The 19,626-nt window shown below is 68.6% G+C and carries 17 protein-coding genes; 12 read left to right on the forward strand and 5 right to left on the reverse strand.

The genetic code is table 11. The features are described 5' to 3' along the window. Nucleotides 1-77: 77 nt before the first annotated feature. A complete protein-coding gene (locus EV675_RS09715; protein ID WP_130357051.1) occupies nucleotides 78-356 on the forward strand; it encodes a YlcI/YnfO family protein in 279 nt (92 codons plus the stop codon). Next, nucleotides 353-661: a type II toxin-antitoxin system RelE/ParE family toxin gene (locus tag EV675_RS09720; protein WP_130357052.1), complete on the forward strand. Its 309-nt coding sequence runs from the start codon at nucleotides 353-355 to the stop codon at nucleotides 659-661. Before EV675_RS09715 ends, EV675_RS09720 begins: the two co-directional genes overlap by 4 nt. Here EV675_RS09720 and EV675_RS09725 read toward each other — a convergent pair. The 4 genes from EV675_RS09725 to EV675_RS09740 all read right to left on the reverse strand — a co-directional run bounded on the left by EV675_RS09725 (nucleotide 655) and on the right by EV675_RS09740 (nucleotide 6,616). Further along, a complete protein-coding gene (locus tag EV675_RS09725) occupies nucleotides 655-1,629 on the reverse strand; it encodes a LysR family transcriptional regulator (RefSeq protein ID WP_130357053.1) in 975 nt (324 codons plus the stop codon). The genes EV675_RS09720 and EV675_RS09725 overlap by 7 nt on opposite strands. Nucleotides 1,630-2,002: 373 nt before the next feature. Next, nucleotides 2,003-3,283, reverse strand: coding sequence for a c-type cytochrome (locus EV675_RS09730; protein WP_130357054.1), 1,281 nt, complete (start codon nucleotides 3,281-3,283; stop codon nucleotides 2,003-2,005). Nucleotide 3,284: 1 nt separating this feature from the next. Then, nucleotides 3,285-3,833, reverse strand: coding sequence for a (2Fe-2S)-binding protein (locus EV675_RS09735; protein ID WP_130357055.1), 549 nt, complete (start codon nucleotides 3,831-3,833; stop codon nucleotides 3,285-3,287). Continuing rightward, the gene (locus EV675_RS09740; RefSeq protein ID WP_130357973.1) at nucleotides 3,830-6,616 is read right to left on the reverse strand and encodes a xanthine dehydrogenase family protein molybdopterin-binding subunit; all 2,787 of its coding nucleotides are present in this window, start codon (nucleotides 6,614-6,616) and stop codon (nucleotides 3,830-3,832) included. Before EV675_RS09740 ends, EV675_RS09735 begins: the two co-directional genes overlap by 4 nt. Before the next feature lie 293 nt (nucleotides 6,617-6,909). Between EV675_RS09740 and EV675_RS09745 the strand changes: the two genes are divergently transcribed. The 10 genes from EV675_RS09745 (at nucleotide 6,910) to EV675_RS09790 (ending at nucleotide 18,635) form a co-directional block, all read left to right on the forward strand. After that, a complete protein-coding gene (locus EV675_RS09745; protein WP_130357056.1) occupies nucleotides 6,910-9,090 on the forward strand; it encodes a thiamine pyrophosphate-dependent enzyme in 2,181 nt (726 codons plus the stop codon). Then, nucleotides 9,087-10,652, forward strand: coding sequence for an indolepyruvate oxidoreductase subunit beta family protein (locus EV675_RS09750; RefSeq protein ID WP_130357057.1), 1,566 nt, complete (start codon nucleotides 9,087-9,089; stop codon nucleotides 10,650-10,652). Before EV675_RS09745 ends, EV675_RS09750 begins: the two co-directional genes overlap by 4 nt. Nucleotides 10,653-10,709: 57 nt before the next feature. Next, nucleotides 10,710-11,702 carry a TRAP transporter substrate-binding protein DctP gene (gene dctP, locus EV675_RS09755; protein ID WP_130357058.1) on the forward strand — a complete coding sequence of 331 codons (993 nt, stop codon included), beginning with the start codon at nucleotides 10,710-10,712 and terminating at the stop codon, nucleotides 11,700-11,702. Further along, entirely contained in the window at nucleotides 11,699-12,229 is a 531-nt protein-coding gene (locus EV675_RS09760) for a TRAP transporter small permease (RefSeq protein WP_242621374.1), read from the forward strand. The genes dctP and EV675_RS09760 overlap by 4 nt, the downstream gene beginning before the upstream one ends. Continuing rightward, on the forward strand, nucleotides 12,226-13,542 hold the full coding sequence (locus EV675_RS09765) for a TRAP transporter large permease (RefSeq protein WP_130357059.1): 1,317 nt from the start codon (nucleotides 12,226-12,228) through the stop codon (nucleotides 13,540-13,542). The genes EV675_RS09760 and EV675_RS09765 overlap by 4 nt, the downstream gene beginning before the upstream one ends. 568 nt (nucleotides 13,543-14,110) lie before the next feature. Further along, nucleotides 14,111-15,364 carry an aromatic ring-hydroxylating oxygenase subunit alpha gene (locus tag EV675_RS09770; RefSeq protein WP_130357060.1) on the forward strand — a complete coding sequence of 418 codons (1,254 nt, stop codon included), beginning with the start codon at nucleotides 14,111-14,113 and terminating at the stop codon, nucleotides 15,362-15,364. 13 nt (nucleotides 15,365-15,377) lie between these two features. After that, nucleotides 15,378-15,884, forward strand: a complete 507-nt coding sequence (locus EV675_RS09775) for an aromatic-ring-hydroxylating dioxygenase subunit beta (protein WP_130357061.1) — start codon at nucleotides 15,378-15,380, stop codon at nucleotides 15,882-15,884. A gap of 31 nt (nucleotides 15,885-15,915) precedes the next feature. Then, the gene (locus EV675_RS09780) at nucleotides 15,916-16,890 is read left to right on the forward strand and encodes a Bug family tripartite tricarboxylate transporter substrate binding protein (protein WP_130357062.1); all 975 of its coding nucleotides are present in this window, start codon (nucleotides 15,916-15,918) and stop codon (nucleotides 16,888-16,890) included. A gap of 2 nt (nucleotides 16,891-16,892) precedes the next feature. Then, nucleotides 16,893-17,792 (forward strand): sulfurtransferase, encoded by a 900-nt coding sequence (locus tag EV675_RS09785; protein ID WP_130357063.1) that lies wholly within the window; start codon nucleotides 16,893-16,895, stop codon nucleotides 17,790-17,792. Between the two features lie 51 nt (nucleotides 17,793-17,843). Next, nucleotides 17,844-18,635 carry an alpha/beta fold hydrolase gene (locus EV675_RS09790; protein ID WP_130357064.1) on the forward strand — a complete coding sequence of 264 codons (792 nt, stop codon included), beginning with the start codon at nucleotides 17,844-17,846 and terminating at the stop codon, nucleotides 18,633-18,635. Between the two features lie 4 nt (nucleotides 18,636-18,639). Here the strand turns inward: EV675_RS09790 and EV675_RS09795 are convergent, their stop codons facing one another. Then, nucleotides 18,640-19,542, reverse strand: coding sequence for a LysR family transcriptional regulator (locus EV675_RS09795; RefSeq protein ID WP_130357065.1), 903 nt, complete (start codon nucleotides 19,540-19,542; stop codon nucleotides 18,640-18,642). Nucleotides 19,543-19,626 lie beyond the last annotated feature (84 nt).

A 19,626-nucleotide genomic window follows, 5' to 3' on the forward strand; every position in this document is an offset into this window, starting at 1 on the left:
TTGAATACGTCCCCTAGCTTGCCGATGGCCCTGCGTTGCGTTAATGTATTGCAAATGCGATGCATTTGGGGGTTGCCATGAAAACCGCCACGCTTCCCCCCCTGCGGGTAGAGCCGGAACTGCGCGAGGCTGCTGAAAGAGTCCTCGAAGCCGGGGAGAGTTTGTCCAGCTTTGTCGAGCAGGCTGTTCGTTCGGCTGTATCGCGCCGCGAGGCGCAGGCTGCTTTCCTGGCCCGGGCCCTGGCCTCGCGTGACCGGGCGCGGGAGTCGGGGGACTACGCATCGTCGCAAGCCGTATTGGACAAGCTGCAGCAGCGCCTGGAGGCAGCGAAGGTCGACCGGCGCAAGCGGTCTTGATGTACCGCGTTCGTTTCACGCGGGAAGCCGAGCAGGACCTTCTGCGGCTCTATGATTTTGTCCTGGAGAGGGATCCCGATGATCCGGGCCTGGCCGGCCAGGCCTTGGCCGCAATCCGGGATGGCGTCGAGATTCTTGAGCGTTCGCCCTATACCTGCAGAAAAGCGACGCCGCATTCGCCCTACCTGCGCGAACTGCTGATTCCTTTCGGCGGTACGGGTTACGTAGCCCTGTTCGAGATCGATGGGCCTGATTCCGTCACCATCCTTGCCGTACGGCACCAGCGCGAAGACGACTATCACTGAGGCGCCGCCCGCCGCCGCGCGCGTTTGGCCGGAGCGGCGCCATCCTCGCCCGCCGTGGGCACCCGGAACAGCCTGTGCACCAGCGCCCGCACCCACTGCAGCGACGGATCGCGCGCAGTGCTGGCGTGCCACAGCAGGCGCACGTCGTAGGCGGGCGCATAGGGCAGGGTCCATACCTTGAATCCATAGCGCGGCTGGGCGTTGCGCGCATACGTCGTGGGGACGATGGCCAGCATGCGCGAGTTCATGACCATCTCGGGCAGCGCGCCGAAATGGCGTGCCCGCACGGCGATGCGGTCGTCGAGCTTCAGGCGCGTCAGCATTTCGCTGACGCTGTCGTGGAAGGTCGCCGTGGGCGAGGCCACCAGCAGCGATGCGCTCGCCAGTTCGGTGGGGCTGAGCGTCCTGCCCTTGTGTCCGGGCGTGGGCGTCCAGTCCGGCGAAGTGATCGCCACGTAGGGTTCGTGGAACAGCACGTCGGCCTGGATGCCGCGCTGCTTGGGATGCAGGATGCCCAGGCAGAAGTCGATTTCGCGCGCTTCCAGGGCGGCGGCGACGTCGTTGGCGGGCACGGAAATGTTGGTCAGCCGGGAGTGCGGGGCTTCGGTGTGCAGCGCCGCGGCCAGGGTCGGCAGGAAGGTCATTTCGCCCAGGTCGGACATGGAGACCCGCCATTCGACGTGGCTGTGCTGGGGGTCGAAGGCTTCGCGTCCGGTCACCGCGGTTTCCAGGGCGCGCAGCTCGGCTGCGACGGTGGGCGCGATCTGTTCGCAGATGCGGGTGGGCACCAGCCCCTGGGGAGTGCGCAGGAAGAGTTCGTCGTCGAAGAAGTAGCGCAGGCGGGCCAGGGCGTTGCTGGTGGCGGGTTGGGAGAGGGAGAGGAGTTTGCCGGCGGCGGTGACGGAGCGGGTTTGGTGGATGGAGACCAGGACGCGTAGGAGGTTCAGGTCTAGTTGGCGGAAGTTCATGATGGTTTGAGTTCTTGAGACGGCCGGCGGCAGGGGCGCAGGCCATGGGGGCGCAGCGAAGCCGGTCCCGGCGTTGCCGGGACTTCCCGGTGGGTGGGCAGCCGGCGGGGCGGGCACAGAACTCGCGCGGGGACAGTCCCCCGGACTGTCCCTACTGCCGCGCTCAAACAGCTGCGCCCTTGCTTCCCCGCCGACTACCCACCCACCGGCGGCTCCGAATGCGCCCCCATGGCCTGCGCCCCTGCCGCCGGCCTGCGCCATCTGCCTGTGTGATGGTGGTGAGCGTCCTGGATGAGGGGCGGGCGGGTATCCGGGGGCCTTATGGGGATTCTACGGAATATTCAGCGAGCAAATGAAGGGGGCTTACCCCCTTTCATTTGCCCTCGCGCAGTGTCGCCACGTCGCCGGCGGTGACCTGGCCTTCGCGGGTGGACCAGGTGGTGCGCATGTAGTTGGTCAGTTGGGCGACCTCGTCGTCGGTCAGGCGGTGGGCGAAGCCGGGCATCTCGCCGATGCTGGTGCCGTCGGGCAGGCGCTGGGCGGGCAGGCCGTCCAGGATGGAGAGCAGCAGGTTGCGGGGGCTTTCCAGGCGGACGGTGCTGTTGGCGGCCAGGGGGGGCATGCCGGGTGGGTGGCCTTCGCCGTCGACGCCGTGGCAGGCGGCGCAGGTGTTCAGGTAGACGCGCCGGCCGGGGGAGGGGGCGGCGTTGTCGGGCTTGGCTTGCGGGGCGGGGGCGAGCCTGGGGGGCTGGTCGCCCAGCAGGAAGGCGGACATGGCCTTCAGATCGTCGTCGGTCAGGTATTGGGTGCTGTGCAGGATGACGGGGTACATCTCGTCGGCGGCGATGCCCTGGGGCGCGAGGCCGATGCGCAGGAAGCGTTGCAGGTCTTCCGGCGTCCAGCCGCGTTCGGCCAGGGCCTGCGGGGTCAGGGACGGCGCCTCGAAGCGGTTCAGGGTGTAGCCCTGCAGCCAGTCGCCGCGGTGCAGCTGGCCCAGCTTGCCGCGCGGCGTGTGGCATTCGCCGCAGTGGCCCAGCACGTTGGTCAGGTAGCGGCCGCGCACCCATTGCGCCGATTCGCCCTGCGAGGCGGCGGGCAGCGGGTCGTGGTCGACGAACAGCAGGTTCCAGCCCGTCATCAGCACGCGCAGATTGAGCGGGAAGGGGATCTCGGGCTTCTTGTTGGGCTGGGCGCTGGGCCGCACGTTCATCAGGTAGGCGTAGATCAGGTCGGCGTCGGCGCGCGGGATGTCGTGGTAGGCCGTGTACGGCATGGCGGGGTAGAGGTTGCGGCCGTGGGGGGCCTTGCCTTCGGTCAGGGCGCGATGGAATTCGTCGGCGGTCCAGCGGCCGATGCCGTGGTCGGGGTCGGGCGTGATGTTGGTGCCGTACAGCGTGCCGAAGGGCGTTTGCAGCGGGAAGCCGCCGGCGTAGGCGGCGCCGTCGGCGGTCTGGTGGCAGGCCGCGCAATCGGCGGCGCGGGCCAGGTAGCGGCCCAGCTGCAATTGTTCCTGCGTGGCCTGGACCCGCTGCGGCGCGCGGTCGGGCGGCGCGTCGCGGTTGCCCAGGATCGCCGCGGCGATGGCGGCGACGATCAGGACCAGGATGACGAGGGCGACGATGGGACCGCGTCGCCGGGGGGACGGGCGGGTCATCTCAGCTCTCCTTGAGGACGAGGCCAGGGGTGGCGAGGATCACGGCCTTGGCCGCCTCGAAGTAGCGCACGTAGCCGGTACAGCGGCAGATGTGGCGGCCCAGGTGTTCGGTAATCGTTTCTTCCAGCTGGTCGGCGCGCACGGGGTGGGCCTTGAGCCGCTCCATCAGCGCGGTCGCGCCGATCACGAAGCCGGGCGTACAGTAGCCGCACTGGAAACTGTAGTGGTCCAGATAGGCCTGCTGGACGGGGGTGATGGCGATGATCTTCCGCTGGTCGTCGCGCTCGGCCAGGCCTTCTATAGTCCGGATGCGCTTGCCGTTGAAGTAGTGGGCGCCGGTGATGCAGGTGCGGATCTCCTCGGCGCCGCCGGGGCCGTCCAGCAGCACCGTACAGGCATGGCAGACGCCGATGCCGCAGCCCAGACGCGAGCCGGTCAGGCCCAGATACTCGTGCAGGAAGTCGACCATCATTAAGGCGTCGGGCACGTCCATGGGCCCGACCTGCTTGCCGTTGATGGTCAGCGTCAGGGGCGAGGTCGTGATCGTCATGGTTCCAGGACCTCCCGTATTTTTTCCGGCGTGACCGGCAGGTCGGTGAAGCGGTGGCCGATGGCATGCGCGATGCCGTTCACGATGGCGGCGACGATGGGGATCATGACGACTTCCGCGATGCCCTTGGGGGGATCGGTGTCCGAGATGGGCGGCAGGATGTCGCCGGTCTGGCTCCAGACGGCCACGTCATGCGCGCGCGGCAGGTGATAGCGGTCGAAGTTCCAGGTGCCGTTGCCGGGGCCGTCCTCGTACAGCGGCAGGTACTCGTGCAGCGCGTGGCCGATGCCCATCGCGATGCCGCCCTGCAATTGCCCCGACACCAGTTCCTCGACCACCGGCTTGCCGCATTCCAGCACCGAGTGGTGCGACAGCAGCCGCACCTTGCCGCTGGTCGGGTTGACGGCCAGTTCGGCCAGGGCGGCGTTGGCGCTGTAGTAGGTGACGCCGGCGTTGTTGCGCTGGGCCGGCGGATAGAAGACGTTCGATCGCCTGATGACGTCGTAAGGCTGGGGCGAGCGGCTGCCGTCGCCGTAGCGCACGGCCAGGCCGTCCAGCGGCCGTCGGATCTTCTGGCCGCCCACGTCGAAGTCGGCCTCGGCCCACTGCCAGCGGTTGAAGGTATGGCCCACCGCGGCGGTCACGAAGTTCGATTCGTAGGCGGTCTTGACCAGGCGTTCGAGCGGCAGGGGTTCCAGCCCGTTCGCGGTCAGGCCGCGTTCGGTCCAGCGCGCGTCCTCGCGCCGCACCACCAGGGGCGCGGCCTGGCCGCCGCCGATGCCGCGGCTCCAGATCGCCATCGCGGCCGGCCACAGGCCGTGCTCGAACACGACGCGGGCCGTTTCCTTCGTGGCGTGCCCGAAGAAGTAGACCGAGTTGCTGGCGCTGGAAGGCGAAGCGTGGACCGGCGTCCACATCGGGTCGGCGGCCAGCCGGTCCTGCTCTTCCTGCTTGACTGTATAGGTGTCGACGTTGCCGACCATGGGCAGGTCGGACCAGTCGGTGACCGCGGTGCGCACGTCGTCGGCGGGGCGGCCGAACCATTGCGCGCACATCACGGCCTGCGAAGTGCTCATGCCGGTGCCGATCTCGACGCCCGTATGGTGCAGCTCGATGCGTCCCTCCGGTGTCAGCACCACGCGCACGAAGGCGGCCTCGCCGCCGGTGCCGAAGTCCTTCTGCACACAGCCGAAGCCCACGCCATAGCGCTCGTTCGGATGGGCCGCCTCGTAGTCCAGCTTGCGCTGCGCCCGTTCGGTCCACAGCGGGTGGCGGCGCGCGCGCTCGAGCACCTCGTCCACCCGCAGCGCGCCGCCGGCGATGGCGCCCTGGGTGTTCTTCATGCCCGACAGCAGCGCATTGCGGATGCGGAACTCGATCGGGTCGATGCCGAGTTCCCCGGCCATCTCGTCGATCATCATCTCGGTGGCGGCCATGCTTTGCAGCGTGCCGTAGCCGCGCGCCGAGCCGGCGTCGATGGCCCGGGTGGCCTCGGCCACGGCGATCAGGTCGTTCTTGGGGAAGTAATAGACCGACTGTGCGGCGGTGGCGGCCACCATGACCACCGAGGGCGAGAAATTCGAACGCCCGCCGCCGTTGCCCGTGAAGGTGCCCTGGAAGGACTGGAGCTTGCCGGTCTTGCGGTCCACTGCCATCGTGTACTGCATGTCGAAGGCATGGCGCTTGAGCGAGGTCTGGAAATGCTCGAAGCGGTCGACCGCGAAGCGCACCGGATGGCCGTCGCCGTACAGCGCGGCGACCAGGCCGTAGAAAGGCACGTTGCAGTGGTCCTTGGAGCCGTACCCGACCGTGTAGCAGGGGTGCACGAACAGGTGTTCCAGCGGGAAACCGCTGTCGGCCACCATCTTGGCGGCGGCCTCGGCCACTTCCTGCGGCGACTGCGTGGCCAGCACCATGTGCAGCGATCGGGTGGCCGGGTCGTACCAGCAATTCGCGTTGTCCGGCTCGAGCGCGGCGGTGTCGATGGACTGCGTGGTGTAGCGGCGCTTCATCACCAGCCAGTCGGCGGGCGGCGAGGCCAGTTCCGCGCCGATCTGCTCGGCCGCGCGCATGCCGCGCGCATCCAGGCTGTCCTCGGGCTTGCTCGAAGGCCAGATCAGGGTCTTCTTTTCAGTGGGGAAGAGCGGGCTGTCTTTCAGGCTGGAGTAAGCATCCTCGTCGTCCGGCGAGGCGCCGCCCACGCGGACGTACCGGAACACGCCCCAGGGCTCGCGGTCGAGCGGCCCCGTGGCCGCGCCGTAGCGGATGACGTCCCGCGTGGCGCGCAGCCGTCCGCGGGCGAGCTGGTAGCGGGCGAAATCGTGGAAGATCAGGATGGCGACCGCGTGTCCCAGGTAGGCAGGCGTCTTGCCGGCGGGCAGCAGCATGTCGTCGCCGTAGAAGCTGGGGAAGGCCAGCCTGTCGCGGGCCAGGTCCTCGGCCGTGACCACGCGGTCGGGTTTGAGGTCGTCGCCCAGCGACCCCAGGTCGAAGCCTTCGTAGGTCCGGTCGGCCAGCGTGGCGCGAAGGATCAGCGCATGGGACTGCTGCCTGGGCCAGTGCGGCATGTCGGCGGCGCGGATGTCGCGCGCGAAGACCTTGCCGCCCACCACTTTCTCGTGGCCGTCGATGCGAAAGCGGGTGCGGCCGTCGGCCGGGTTCCACTGCGCGCCGCGTAGGATGCGTTCCTCGAACAGGGCGCCGAAGGCGGCGCTGTACAAGGGGGCTATCCACACCGTGACGCCGCCCACCGCGATGGCCTTCAGGAAGCCGCGGCGGGACATGCCGGCGCCGGTGGCGTCCGCGCGGGCCGTCGGGTTCCAGCCAGGATCTTGCTTCACAGCACGCTCCTTGCAGCAAAACCGCAAATGCCATGCTGGCAGCAAAGGATGGATTTATCAATACCGGAAAATGTAGGGAATCACGACACACCGGGCTCGGCATGCATGGATGATCTTTATAGGGATACTACGGGGTATTCACCAAACGAATGTGGAATATACGAATAAACCATTGGCCCGCGGTCCGGTGCAGGAGAAGAATGATGCGCTGACACCAGGCAGAGGAGAACGGGACCATGGCGGAGCGTTCGTTCACGAACGAGGTCGGCAAGCTGAAGCTGGGCGAAGGCGAGGAGTTCCGCGGCGAGGGCATCCTGGCCGTGACCAAGGCCCTGCTGCAGTCCGGCGTGTCGTACGTGGCGGGATACCAGGGGGCGCCGATCTCGCACCTGATGGATGTGCTGACCGACGCGAACGACATCCTGGAAGAACTTGGCGTCCACTTCGAGCACAGCGCCTCCGAGGCGACGGCCACGGCTACGCTGGCGGCCTCGGTCAATTATCCGCTGCGCGGCGCCGTCACCTTCAAGTCCACCGTGGGCACCAACGTGGCCTCGGACGCGCTGGCCAACCTGGCCTCGGGCGGCGTGACCGGCGGCGCGCTGCTGATCGTGGGCGAGGACTACGGCGAAGGCTCGAGCATCATGCAGGAGCGCTCGCACGCCTTCGCGATGAAGTCGCAGGTCTGGCTGCTGGACCCCCGGCCCAACCTGGAAAGCATGGTGGGCGCGGTCGAGCGGGGCTTCGAGCTGTCCGAAGCCAGCAATACGCCGGTCATGCTGCAACTGCGCATCCGCGCCTGTCACGTCCATGGCCGCTTCACGACGCGGGCCAACCGGCGTCCGGCGTTCACGCTCAAGGACGCCATCGAGCACCCCGTGCGCGACGTCGACCGCATCGTGCTGCCGCCGGCCTCCTACCTGCACGAGCACGAGAAGATCGCCAGGCGCTGGCCGGCGGCCGTGCGCTACATCACCCAGCACGGCATGAACGAATTCTTCGGCGCCGACGAGCAGGACATCGGCATCGTCATGCAGGGGGGCATGTACAACGGCGTGCTGCGCGCGCTGGAACTGCTGGGGCTGGCCGACGCTTTCGGCCAGTCGCGGATCCCGCTGTACGTATTGAACGTGACCTATCCCCTGGTGGACGAAGAATTCGTCCGCTTCTGCGCCGGCAAGCGCAGCATCCTGATCGTGGAGGAAGGGCAGCCCGACTACATCGAGCAGGCGGTGCACGCCATCCTGCGGCGCGCCGACCTGAATACGCGGGTCCACGGCAAGGACGTGCTGCCGATGGCGGGGGAATACACCGGCGGCGTGCTGCTCAAGGGGCTGGCGGAGTACGTGCGCCGCTACGAGCCCGGCCTGCTCGAAGGGCGGGCGCTGCCCCGCGCCGCGCGGCCGGCCACGCCCGCGCGCATGCCGGACAATCCCAAGGCCTTCGCCATCCAGCGGGCCTCCGACCAGGTCCAGGGGCGGCCGCCGTCGTTCTGCACCGGCTGTCCGGAACGGCCCATCTTCACCGCCATCAAGCTGGTCGAGCGCGAGCTGGGCCAGCACCACATCAGCTGCGACATCGGTTGCCATCTGTTCTCGGTGCTGCCGCCCTTCAACCTCGGCGCCACCACCATGGGCTACGGCCTGGGGTGGGCCGGCGCCTCGGCGCTGAACACGCGCGAGACCTCGCGCCGCACCATCTCCATCATGGGCGACGGCGGTTTCTGGCACAACGGGCTGACCAGCGGCGTGGGCAACGCCGTGTTCAACGAGACCGACAACGTGCTGCTGGTGGTGGACAACGGCTATTCGGCCGCCACCGGCGGACAGGACGTGCTGTCGTCCAAGGCCGAGAACCCGATACGCAGCACCAACAACCCCATCGAGAACGCCGTGCGCGGGGTGGGCGTGAAGTGGGTGCGGACGGTGACGCGTACCTATGGCGTGGCGCAGATGCGCGACACGCTGCGCGAGGCGCTGACCACGCGGGAGAAGGGGCCGAAGGTGGTGGTGGCGCAGAGCGAATGCATGCTGAACAAGCAGCGCCGCGTGCGTCCGCTGATGCGCAAGGCCATAGGCGAAGGCCGGCGCGTCGTGCGCGAGCGCTTCGGCGTGGATCCCGACACGTGCACCGGCGACCATTCCTGTATCCGTCTGTCCGGCTGCCCTTCGCTGACCATCCGCGACAATCCCGATCCGCTGCGCACCGATCCGGTCGCGGCGGTGGTGGACAGCTGCGTCGGCTGCGGGCTGTGCGGCGAGGTTTCGCACGCCGCCGTGCTGTGCCCGTCGTTCTACCGGGCCGAGATCATCAACAACCCGGGGCGCTGGGACAAGTTCAAGGCGCGGCTCAGGAAGACCGTCATCGGCGCCTTGCAGCGCCGCATCGACCGTCGGCTGGAGGGCTTGGCGGCATGAGCCTCAACCACGACACGGGCGCGCCGCGCGCGCTGACCATCGCCGTGCTGGCCATGGGCGGCGAGGGCGGCGGGGTGCTGGCCGACTGGCTGGTGGACCTGGCCGAGCACAACGGCTACCTGGCCCAGACCACCTCGGTGCCGGGCGTGGCCCAGCGCACCGGCGCCACGGTGTACTACATCGAGATGTTCCGCGAGGCGGACGTGCCGCCGGGCCGGGCCCCGGTCATGGCGCTGGGGCCGGTGCCCGGCGAGGTCGACGTCGTCATCGCGTCCGAGCTGATGGAGGCGGGCCGCGCCTTGCAGCGGGGCCTGGTCGCGGACGACCGCACCACGCTGATCGCGTCCACCCATCGCGTGTATTCCATGACGGAGCGCACGGCGATGGGCGACGACCGGGTCGATTCGGCCGCACTGCTCGAGGGCGGCCAGGTGGCGGCGCGGCGCTTCGTGGCCGCCGACTTCAGCCGCATGGCCGAAGATGCCGGCAGCCCCATCAGCCCGGCGCTGTACGGGGCGCTGGCGGCGACGGGCGCGCTGCCCTTCGGGCGCGAACTGTTCGAGGATGCCATCCGGCGCGGGGGCGTGGGGGTGAAGGCCAGCCTGCAGGCCTTCGCCGCGGGCTTCGACGCCGCCATGGCCGGCCAGGAGACGGTGCTGCACGAGACCCCCGTGCGGCGCGAGGCGGCGGCCGTCGCGCCGGCCGGGGCACCCGCGTCCACGGACCGCCTGCCCGCCGCCGTCGGCCCCCGGCTGGCGGCCGTGCACGAGCGCATGGCGCGCGAGTTCCCGGCCGAGTGCCACGCGGTGCTGCGCGCCGGCCTGGTGCGCGCGGCGGACTACCAGGACGTGGCCTATGCCGGCGAGTACCTGGACCGGCTCGCTCCGCTGCTGGCCGCGCTGCCGGACCGCAGCCCCGCCAGCGTGGAGGTCCTGTCCGAGACCGCACGCCACCTGGCCCTGTGGATGACCTACGAGGACGTGGCGCGGGTGGCCGACCTGAAGACGCGCGGCACGCGCTTCGCCCGCGTGGCCGCCGAGGTGCGCCTGACGCCGGCGCAGCAACTGGACATCAATGAATTCATGCATCCCCGGCTGGAGGAACTGGCCGACGCCATGCCCGCCTGGCTGGGGCGATGGATGATGCGCAGCGCCTTCGCGCGCGCCTGCATCATGCCTTTCACCCGCAAGGGCCGGGTGGTGCGCACCAGTTCGCTGCGCGGCTTCCTGCTGTTGTACGCGGTGGCCGGGCTGCGCGGCATACGCCGCGGGTCGCTGCGCTACCAGGTCGAACGCGAACGCATGGCGCGATGGATGGATACCATCGTCTCGCTGGTTGCGGGCCAGCCGGCGCTGGCCGTGGAAGTGGCGCGCGCGCAGCGGCTGATCAAGGGCTACGGCGACACCCACGTGCGCGGCTGGGGCAATTTCCAGCGCATCATGTCGGCGCTGCCGGCGCTGCGGCAGGCCGCCGACGGCCCCTCGCGCCTGCGGGTGCTGGTCAAGGCGGCCCTGGCGGACGACAGCGGCCGCGCGCTGGAGGAAAGACTCGCGACCGTCTAGGATAAGGCGGCGTTATCAAGCAGCACTTCGTCGGTACAAAAAGAAAGGAGACAACGCATGAAATTTCCGCTCATCAAGGCTGCCGCCGCGCTTCTGGCCTGCGCGGCCATGTCCGCCGGCCCCGCCCAGGCCCAGCAGGCCACGCTGCGCCTGATCTCGGCCTTTCCCGAGAACGGCATCTACGTGCAGCACCTGCAGGCGTGGGTCAAGAAGTTCAATGAAGAAGGCAAGGGCGTGCTGCAGCTCAACTTCCTGGGCGGCCCCAAGACCATGCCCCCGTTCGAGGTGGGCAACGCGGTCAAGACCGGCGTGGTCGACATCGCGCTGAACACCGGCGCCTTCTACACCAACGTGCTGCCCGAGTCCGACTTCCTGAAGCTGAGCGACATCCCGGTCGCCGAGCAGCGCAAGAACGGCGCCTTCGAGGCCATCAACAAGGTCTGGAACGAGAAGGGCAACATGCAGTACCTGGCCCGGATGGTCGAACACCAGCCCTTCCACCTGTACATCAACAAGAAGATCGACAAGCCCGACCTGACGGGCATGAAGATCCGCATCACGCCGGTCTACCGCGAATTCTTCCAGGCCCTGAACGCCAACGTCATCACCACGCCCCCGGGCGAGGTCTACACCGCGCTCGAACGCGGCGTGGTGGACGGCTACGGCTGGCCCATAGGCGGGATCTTCGACCTGAACTGGCAGGAGAAGACCAAGTTCCGCGTTGATCCGGGCTTCTACGACGCCGAGGTCTCGCTGATCATGAACCTGCCGGCCTACAAGAAGCTGACCCCGCCGCAACTGGCCTACCTGAACAAGCAACTGCTGGCGCTGGAGGCGCAGAACGGCTTCTGGGACCGCTACGCCGAAGAGGAAACGGCGCGGCAGGCCAAGGCCGGCATCCAGACCATCAAGTTCGACGACGCCACCGCCAGGCGCTATCGCGACATGGCCTACGACGTGGGCTGGGCCACCGCCGCCAAGCAGAGCCCCGAGGTGGCGGCCCGCTTCAAGTCGCTGCTGTCCCGTCCGGCCGCCGGCAGCCGCCCATGATCGCGCGCGTGTCCGCCGCCTACGGGCGGCTGCTGACGGCGCTCGCCGCCGTGGGATGCGCGCTGCTGCTGGCCATGATGCTGGTCATCGTGGCCGACGTGCTGCTGCGCAACCTCGCCATCGCCGGGCTGCCGCGCGGCCTGGCCTGGAGCAACGAGGTGTCCGAGGCCATGCTGTACCTGATCACGCTGTGCCTGGCGCCCTGGCTGCTGCGCCAGGGCCAGCACATCCGCGTCGACATCGTGCTGCAGGCCATTCCGCGCCGCCTGGCCTGGGGGCTGGAGTGGCTCGGCGACGTCCTGGGCCTGGGGTGCTGCCTGGCGATCGCCTGGTACGGCGCCCAGTCGGCCTGGGCCAGCTACCAGTCGGGCGCCATGAACATCAAGACGCTGGTGACGCCCGAGTGGTGGATGCTGGCGCCGCTGCCCGTGGTGTTCCTGCTGCTGGCGGTGGAAATGCTGTTCCGCATGCACCGTCTGCTGCATGCCGAGGCGGGTCCGCGCAACGAAGCGGTGAGCGCATCATGAGCTGGCAGATCGCGGCCTGGATCCTGCTGGGCGGATCCACGGTGTTGCTGTTCATCGGCATGCCCGTGGCGCTGACCTTCATTTCCATCAACATCATCGGCGCATGGCTGTACATGGGGGGCGAGATCGGGCTGATGCAGCTCGCCCGCAACAGCGTCAGTTCGGTGGCGGCCTTCTCGCTCACGCCCATCCCGCTGTTCGTGCTGATGGGCGAGGTGCTGTTCCACACCGGCCTGGCGCTCAAGGTCATCGACGGCATCGAACGCCTGATCACGCGCGTGCCGGGACGCCTGGCCGTGGTCGCGGTGGTGGCCGGAACGGTGTTCTCGGCCATTTCCGGATCGACCATCGCCACCACCGCCATGCTGGGATCGCTGATGCTGCCCGTCATGCTGTCGCGCGGCTACCATCCGCGCATCGCGACCGGGCCCATCATGGCCATCGGCGCGGTGGACATGCTGATCCCGCCCTCGGCGCTGACCGTGCTGCTGGGCTCGCTGTCGGGCATCTCCATCTCCAAGCTGCTGATAGGCGGGGTGATGCCGGGGATCATCCTGTCGGTGGCCTTCGTGCTGTGGATCGTGGTGCGGGTGCGCATCACGCCGTCCTGGGCGCCGGCGTCCGACACGGGCGAGCGGCGCACCGGCTGGGATCGGTGGAACCTGTTCGTGGCCTACGTGCTGCCCACGCTGTCCATCTTCGGCGTCGTGGTGGGCGCGCTGGCGGCGGGGTGGGCCACGCCCACCGAATGCGCGGCGCTGGGGTCCTTCGCCACCATGCTGCTGGCCGCGCTCTACCGGCGCCTGACCTGGGAGGCCGTGGTCAAGTCGCTCAAGGGAACGGCCGCCATCTCGGGCATGATCCTGTTCATCATCCTGGGGGCCACGACCTTCGCCCAGATCCTGTCGTTCTCGGGCGCGAGCAACGGCCTGGTGGAGACGATCACCGGCCACGGCCTGTCCACCGGCATGATCGTGCTGGGCATGATGCTGATGCTGATCTTCCTGGGCATCTTCGTGGACCAGATCAGCATGATGATGATCACGCTGCCCATCTTCATGCCCATCGTCGGGGTGCTGGGCATCGATCCGGTGTGGTTCGGCGTCATGTTCCTGATCTGCATGCAGCTCGGCCTGCTCCTGCCGCCGCACGGCCTGCTGCTGATGACCATGCGCGGGGTGGCGCCGCCGTCGGTGTCCATGGGCACGATCTTCATCGCGGTGGTGCCCTACGTGGTCATGAGCCTGCTGCTGCTGGGCGCGGTGTTCTTCCTGCCGGGCATCGCCACCTGGCTGCCGAAGATGATTGGCTAGCCTGGGCTGAATCGACATTCATGGCATGCAGATGGTCGACCTCAAGGACAGGGATCGGGTTCTTGAACCGTCCTTGACCGGTGGGGTGGGGCGGCCCGCGGTGGGGCGCAGCGAAGCCGGTCCCGCTGCGCGGGACTTCCCGGAGTTGGCGCGGTTGGCGGGGCGGGCGTGAACTCGCGCGGGGACAGTCCCCCGGACTGTCCCTAAGGCCGCGCTCAGACATGCACGCCCTTGCTTCCCCGCCAACCGCGCCAACTCCGGCGGCTCCGAATGCGCCCCACCGCGGGCCGCCCCACCCCACCGATCAAGGACTACCGACGGTGATGAGAGTTCTCTATCCCATTCAAGAAGAGAAGACCGACCGCACTGAAGCCCGCGGATCTGCGTGGTCAACGGTGCCCCGGACAAGACCGGGTAAAGAACATGAATGTCGATTCCGCCCAAAATTGAATGTGATTTGCATCAAAAATGGGATGATGAGTTCCAGCCATGTGGCTATGCCCGGCCCGGGCTAATCCTTACCATCGCTTCCGTCGCCCCAAGTTCGCGAGGCGCATTGGAGAAAACGATGGAGGCAGCAGAGGCGCTGGTCGACTGGCCCAGCGAAGGCATCACCCGGGTGCCGTTCCAGGTCTTTTCCGACCAGGAGGTCTACGACCGGGAACAGCAGCGGATCTTCCGCGGCCCGGTCTGGCAGTTTCTTTGCATCGAACAGGACATTCCCGAGCCCGGCGACGTGGTCACGTCCTGGATGGGCGAGACGCCGGTGATCGTCGCGCGCGACCACGACGGCCAGGTCAACGCCATGGTCAACCGCTGCGCCCACAAGGGCGCGCTGGTCGCGTTGAAAAGCAAGGACAAGGTCAAAAACCTGACCTGTGTCTACCATGCGTGGTCGTACCGGCTGGACGGCCGGCTGCGGTCCATCGCCTTCCAGAATGGCGTCAACGGCAAGGGCGGCATGCCGGAGGATTTCGACGTCGAGGCCCACCGGCTGCAACCGGTGCGCGTCCAGGTCTTCTGCGGGCTGGTGTTCGGCACGCTGTCGGACGAGACGCCGCCGCTGGACGAGTTCCTGGGCCCGCGCATGGGCGCCTTCATCCAGCGCAACTTCGGCCGGCCGCTGAAGGTGCTGGGCCGGCACAGCCAGATCATCCACAACAACTGGAAGCTGTATGCCGAGAACGTGCGGGATTCCTATCACGCGACGCTGCTGCATACCTTCTACACCACGTTCAAGGTCAACCGGCTGGACATGGACGGAGGCATCATCCTGTCCGACCGCAAGTGGCACCACATCAGCTATTCCAAGCGCGCCACCTTCAACCTCGACAAGGAGTACCTGACGGCCGAGGTGCACTCCGCCAAGTACGGCGCCAAGCACGGCGAATCGGCGCTGGAAGGCCCCGAACTGCTGGACGCCTGGGAGGAGTTCGACGACGGCATCACCCACAGCATCCAGACCGTGTTCCCCAACGTGGTGTTCCAGTTCACGCTCAATTCCCTGGCCATCCGCTTCTTCGTGCCGCAGGGCGTGGACAAGACCGAGCTGAAATGGATATTCCTGGGCTACGAGCGCGACACGCCCGAACAGTCGAAGATGCGCATCATGCAGTCCAACCTGACCGGCGCGGCCGGCCTGGTGGCGCTGGAGGACGGCTGCATCAACGAGTTCGTGCAGCGCGGCACGGTGGGGTCGGGCCGGCGCGCGGCGTTCATCGAGATGGGCGGCCGCGTGGCCGAGTCGAACGAGTCGTCGCGCGCCACCGAGGCTTCCGTGCGGGGGTTCTGGCACGGCTATCGCGACATCATGGGATTCTGACGGAACGCTGATCATGCAGACCACCATACGCACTTCTTCTTCCCCCGCCGTGCGCGAGGACGTCCAGGCCGCGATCGGCAGGCTGATGGCCGACTACGCCCACGCGCTGGACGACGACGAGCTGGAGTCCTGGCCGGACTTCTTCACCGACGACGGCACCTACCGGCTGACCACGCGCGAGAACGTCGCGGCCGGCCTGCCGGTGGGCATCATCCATTGCGAGGGGCGCGGCATGCTGCGCGATCGGGTCGCGGCGCTGCGTACCGCCAACATCTTCGAGCCGCACTGCTACACGCACGTGCTGGGTCCCAGCCGCATCGCCGCGGTGGGCGACGGCAGCTGGCGCGTGCGCTCGAATTTCAGCGTCTATCGCACGTTCGAGACCGGCGAGTCCCGGCTGTACGGGGTCGGCAAGTACCTGGACATCGTCCATGCCCAGGGCGACGGACCCCGCCTGCGGGAGCGCGTGGTCGTGCTGGATTCGCGCTGCGTCGACGTGCTGACCGTCATTCCACTATAACGGGCGCGCCGCGCACCGGAGGAGACACATCATGAAGAAAAGCCTGAGGGCCGCCGGCCTGGCCGCCGCGGCATGGACCGCCTGTATCGCCTCGGCGCAGGCGGCCGACGACACCGATTGGCCGCGGCATGCCGTGCGGCTGATCGTGCCCTACGCGCCGGGCGGCATCGCCGACCAGATGGCGCGCATCACGGCCGAGGCGTTGCAGGCCGCGTTCAACCAGCCCTTCGTCGTCGAGAACAAGCCGGGCGCCAGCGGCAGCCTGGCGACGTCGTACGTGGCCAAGAGCAAGCCCGACGGCTATACGCTGCTGGTGGGCCTGGCCGCGCCCCAGACCCTGAACCAGTTCATCTACAAGCTCGACTACCACGGGCTGAACGATTTCGCGCCGGTGGCGCTGCTCAACACCAATCCGCTGATCCTGGCGGTGCATCCCACGCTGCCGGTCAAGACGGTGGGCGACGTGATCGCCTATGCGCGCAAGTATCCCGGCAAGCTGAACTTCGGCGGCGCCGGCGGCCTGACGCAGTTCGCGGGCGAGGTCTTCAAGTACGACACCAAGACCGACATGGTGCACGTGCCCTACCGGGGCGGCGCGCCGGCCGTGGCGGCCGCCGTGGCCGGCGACGTACAGATGACCTTCGCCAACTACTCCGACGTGCAGCCCTGGATCGAGTCCGGCCGGCTGCGCGCAATCGCCATCACCAGTCCCAAGCGCTATCCGCGCAACCCCGACCTGCCCACCATCGCCGAATCGGGCGTGCCGGGCTTCGGCATGGACGGCTGGACGGGCCTGCTGGCGCCTGCCGGAACGCCGCCCGCCATCGTCCGGAAGATATCGGCGGTGGTGCGCAAGGCGCTGAACGAACCCGCCATGAAAGACAAGCTCGAAGCCATGGGCAGCCCGCCCGGGGACATGTCGCCGGAGGAGTTCCGGACCTTCATGGCTGGCGAGATCAAGCGTTGGCAAGGCTTCGTGGCCGAATCCGGCATCAAGGTGGAATAGACATGGCCAACGAGCGTGAAACGGCCGCGCCGCCGTCCGGACCGCTGATCGCCGCCGCCGACCTGGCCCGCCTGGCCGGCGGCGCGGGGGTGGTCATCCTGGATTGCACCAGCCACCTGCCCACGGAGCGGCGCGACGCGCGCCGCGAGTTCGAGGCGGCGCACATTCCAGGCGCGCGTTTCGTGGACCTGGCCGAGATCAGCGATCCGGCGTCCGGCCTGCCCACGATGCTGCCCCCGGCGGCGCAGTTCGAGGCCGTCATGCGCGGGCTGGGCATCCAGGCGGGGGATCTGGTCGTGGTCTACGACGTCCATGGCATCAGGACCGCGCCGCGCCTGTGGTGGATGTTCCGGGGCTACGGCCACGAGCGGGTGGCGGTGCTGGACGGCGGGTTGCCCGCGTGGCGGGCGGCCGGCGGCGCGGTGGCCTCGGGCCCGGCCGCGCCCGCGCGGGAAGGGGGATGGCGCGCGATGCGCGAGCATGACGCGGTAGCCGATGCCGCCGCGACGCGCGCCGCCGCGGCGCACGCTTCGTCCCAGGTGGTGGACGCGCGCAGCGCCGAGCGCTTCCGGGGCCTGGCGCCCGAGCCGCGGCCGGGGCTGCGGGCCGGCCACATCCCGGGCAGCGTCAACCTGCCCTACGAGCAACTGCTCGATCCGGTCTCGCACGCCTATCTGCCGGACGACCGGCTGGCCGAGGTCATGCGGGCGCATGGGCTGGAGCTGGGGCGCGGTACGAGCTTCGTCTGCTCCTGCGGCTCCGGGGTGTCGGCCTGCGTGCTGGCGCTGGCCCTGCACAAGCTGGGCGAAGGCGACGTGCGGGTCTACGACGGCTCCTGGACCCAATGGGGCAGCGATGCGGCCCTGCCGGTCGAGACCGGGACGGGCATGCCTGTGTCCTGAAGCGCGCCAGGCGTCTATGATGCCGGGTACTTCAACAGAGGAGATGCGGTGATGAACGCGCAGGGCAAGTTCGATGCGGGATCGGGCCTTTACTACACGGCGCAGGGGCCGTCGGCGGGCGAGGCGGTGCTGCTGGTCCATTCGATCATGTCCGACGGGGCCAGCTGGGCGCGGCAGTCGGCCTGGCTGGCACGCACGTACCGGGTGATCGCCATCGACCTGCCGGGCCACGGCCAGGCGCCCGTCGCCGGCGAGGTGACGCTGTCAGGCCTGGCCGATGCGGTTACGCGGCTGGCGGACACGCTCGGCTTCGCGCGCTTCCATTTCATGGGGGTATCGCTGGGCGCCATGATCGGATTCGACCTGGCCACGCGCCATGCGGACCGGCTGGCCAGCCTGGTGGCCTGCGATGCGCCGTCCAGCACGCCGGACAACTACGCGGCGCTGTGGGACGAGCGGATCGCGCGCGCCCGGCGCGAGGGCATGGCGGCGCTGGTGGACGAGACCCTGGCGCGTTGGTTCACGCCGCCCACGCTGGCGGGGGAACCGGCCCTGGTCGCGCAGGTCCGCGAGCAGATCCTGAAGACGCCGGTCGAGGGCTATGCGCATTGCGCGCGGGCGATCAGCCGCTTCGACTATCGCGACGGGCTGGCGCGCAGCCCGGTCAGGGCGACGCTGACGGCGGGCGAGGCCGACGGGGTCATCGTGCCGGCCATGCGCGAGCAGGCGCGGGCGATGCCGCATGCCCAGTGGGTGGAGATCCCCGGCGCCGGCCACCTGCCCCAGCTCGAGAACCCGGCCGCCTTCGAGGCCATGATGGCGGGGCACTTCGGCAAGGCGTAGGGCTTTACGCGTCCTGCGATTTGCGGATGGCGTCCGCCAGGTACTTGAGCATTGCCCGGGTGGCGCGGGGCACGCTGGTGCGCGAGACGATGTAGGCGTTGAGCGGCAGGCGTGGCTCCCACTCGGGCACGATGCGCTTGAGGCGCCCGCCCGGCACGTAGTCGCGGCCCAGGATCTCCGGGATCAGCCCGACGCCGGTTCCGCACGAGACCATCTCGCGCAGCAGCCGGATGCTGTTCACGCGCGCCCGCACCCGGCCCAGCGCCGAGCGCCCCGCGCCCGACGGCACGGTGTTCCACAGGCTTTGCCCGGATTGCAGCTCGGTCACCACCCAGTCGAGCGCGGGCAGCGTGGCCAGGGATATGGGCTGCGGCAGGCCGGCCTCATAGGTGGGGCTGCAATAGAGCCCGTAGCGGATCTCGCCCAGCTTGCGCACCGTCAGCCGCGACGGCTTGGGTTCGCCGAAGGCGATCAGGATGTCCACGCCTTCGCCGATCAGGTCGATGGGACGCGTGGTGGTGTCGACCACGATCTGCAGGTCGTTGTGTTCCAGGGCGAATTCCGAGATGGCCTGGCCCAGCCAAGCGGTGCCGAACTCGATGGGCATTGCGACGTGGAGCGTGCCGGACATGCTGGTGGCGCTGCGGGCGATCTTGCGCGCGATGCTGTCCCGGGCACGCGCGATGTCGGCGCATTCCTGCAGCAGGTCCAGGCCCAGCGCGGTGGGCGAGACCTTGCGCGTATTGCGTTTGAGCAGCATCGCGCCGCAGCTTTTCTCCAGCGCGATCAGGCGGCGGCTGAGCGTGGCGCGCGGCACGCCCAGCTTGTTCGCGGCCGACGTGAGCGAGCCGCTTTCCACCACGGATTGGAACAGCATCAGATCGTCGAGATCGAGTGACAGCTGCATGACGCGGCCTTACCCCTTTAGCGCTATGTCCTATTGCGTATAGGCATGTTAGCGCACGCTACCTAGACTTCGTTCCTATATCCA

Source organism: Pigmentiphaga kullae (assembly GCF_004216695.1).
Taxonomy (GTDB): domain Bacteria; phylum Pseudomonadota; class Gammaproteobacteria; order Burkholderiales; family Burkholderiaceae_B; genus Pigmentiphaga; species Pigmentiphaga kullae.

Bases quoted from the DNA above. Each gene is read 5' to 3' on its own strand.
- EV675_RS09785 (WP_130357063.1), top strand. From the start codon at position 16,893: ATGGCCAACGAGCGTGAAACGGCCGCGCCGCCGTCCGGACCGCTGATC.
- EV675_RS09795 (WP_130357065.1), bottom strand. From the start codon at position 19,542: ATGCAGCTGTCACTCGATCTCGACGATCTGATGCTGTTCCAATCCGTG.
- EV675_RS09725 (WP_130357053.1), bottom strand. From the start codon at position 1,629: ATGAACTTCCGCCAACTAGACCTGAACCTCCTACGCGTCCTGGTCTCC.
- EV675_RS09750 (WP_130357057.1), top strand. From the start codon at position 9,087: ATGAGCCTCAACCACGACACGGGCGCGCCGCGCGCGCTGACCATCGCC.
- EV675_RS09770 (WP_130357060.1), top strand. From the start codon at position 14,111: ATGGAGGCAGCAGAGGCGCTGGTCGACTGGCCCAGCGAAGGCATCACC.
- dctP (WP_130357058.1), top strand. From the start codon at position 10,710: ATGAAATTTCCGCTCATCAAGGCTGCCGCCGCGCTTCTGGCCTGCGCG.
- EV675_RS09765 (WP_130357059.1), top strand. From the start codon at position 12,226: ATGAGCTGGCAGATCGCGGCCTGGATCCTGCTGGGCGGATCCACGGTG.
- EV675_RS09745 (WP_130357056.1), top strand. From the start codon at position 6,910: ATGGCGGAGCGTTCGTTCACGAACGAGGTCGGCAAGCTGAAGCTGGGC.
- EV675_RS09775 (WP_130357061.1), top strand. From the start codon at position 15,378: ATGCAGACCACCATACGCACTTCTTCTTCCCCCGCCGTGCGCGAGGAC.
- EV675_RS09715 (WP_130357051.1), top strand. From the start codon at position 78: ATGAAAACCGCCACGCTTCCCCCCCTGCGGGTAGAGCCGGAACTGCGC.
- EV675_RS09735 (WP_130357055.1), bottom strand. From the start codon at position 3,833: ATGACGATCACGACCTCGCCCCTGACGCTGACCATCAACGGCAAGCAG.
- EV675_RS09780 (WP_130357062.1), top strand. From the start codon at position 15,916: ATGAAGAAAAGCCTGAGGGCCGCCGGCCTGGCCGCCGCGGCATGGACC.
- EV675_RS09730 (WP_130357054.1), bottom strand. From the start codon at position 3,283: ATGACCCGCCCGTCCCCCCGGCGACGCGGTCCCATCGTCGCCCTCGTC.
- EV675_RS09790 (WP_130357064.1), top strand. From the start codon at position 17,844: ATGAACGCGCAGGGCAAGTTCGATGCGGGATCGGGCCTTTACTACACG.
- EV675_RS09740 (WP_130357973.1), bottom strand. From the start codon at position 6,616: ATGTCCCGCCGCGGCTTCCTGAAGGCCATCGCGGTGGGCGGCGTCACG.
- EV675_RS09760 (WP_242621374.1), top strand. From the start codon at position 11,699: ATGATCGCGCGCGTGTCCGCCGCCTACGGGCGGCTGCTGACGGCGCTC.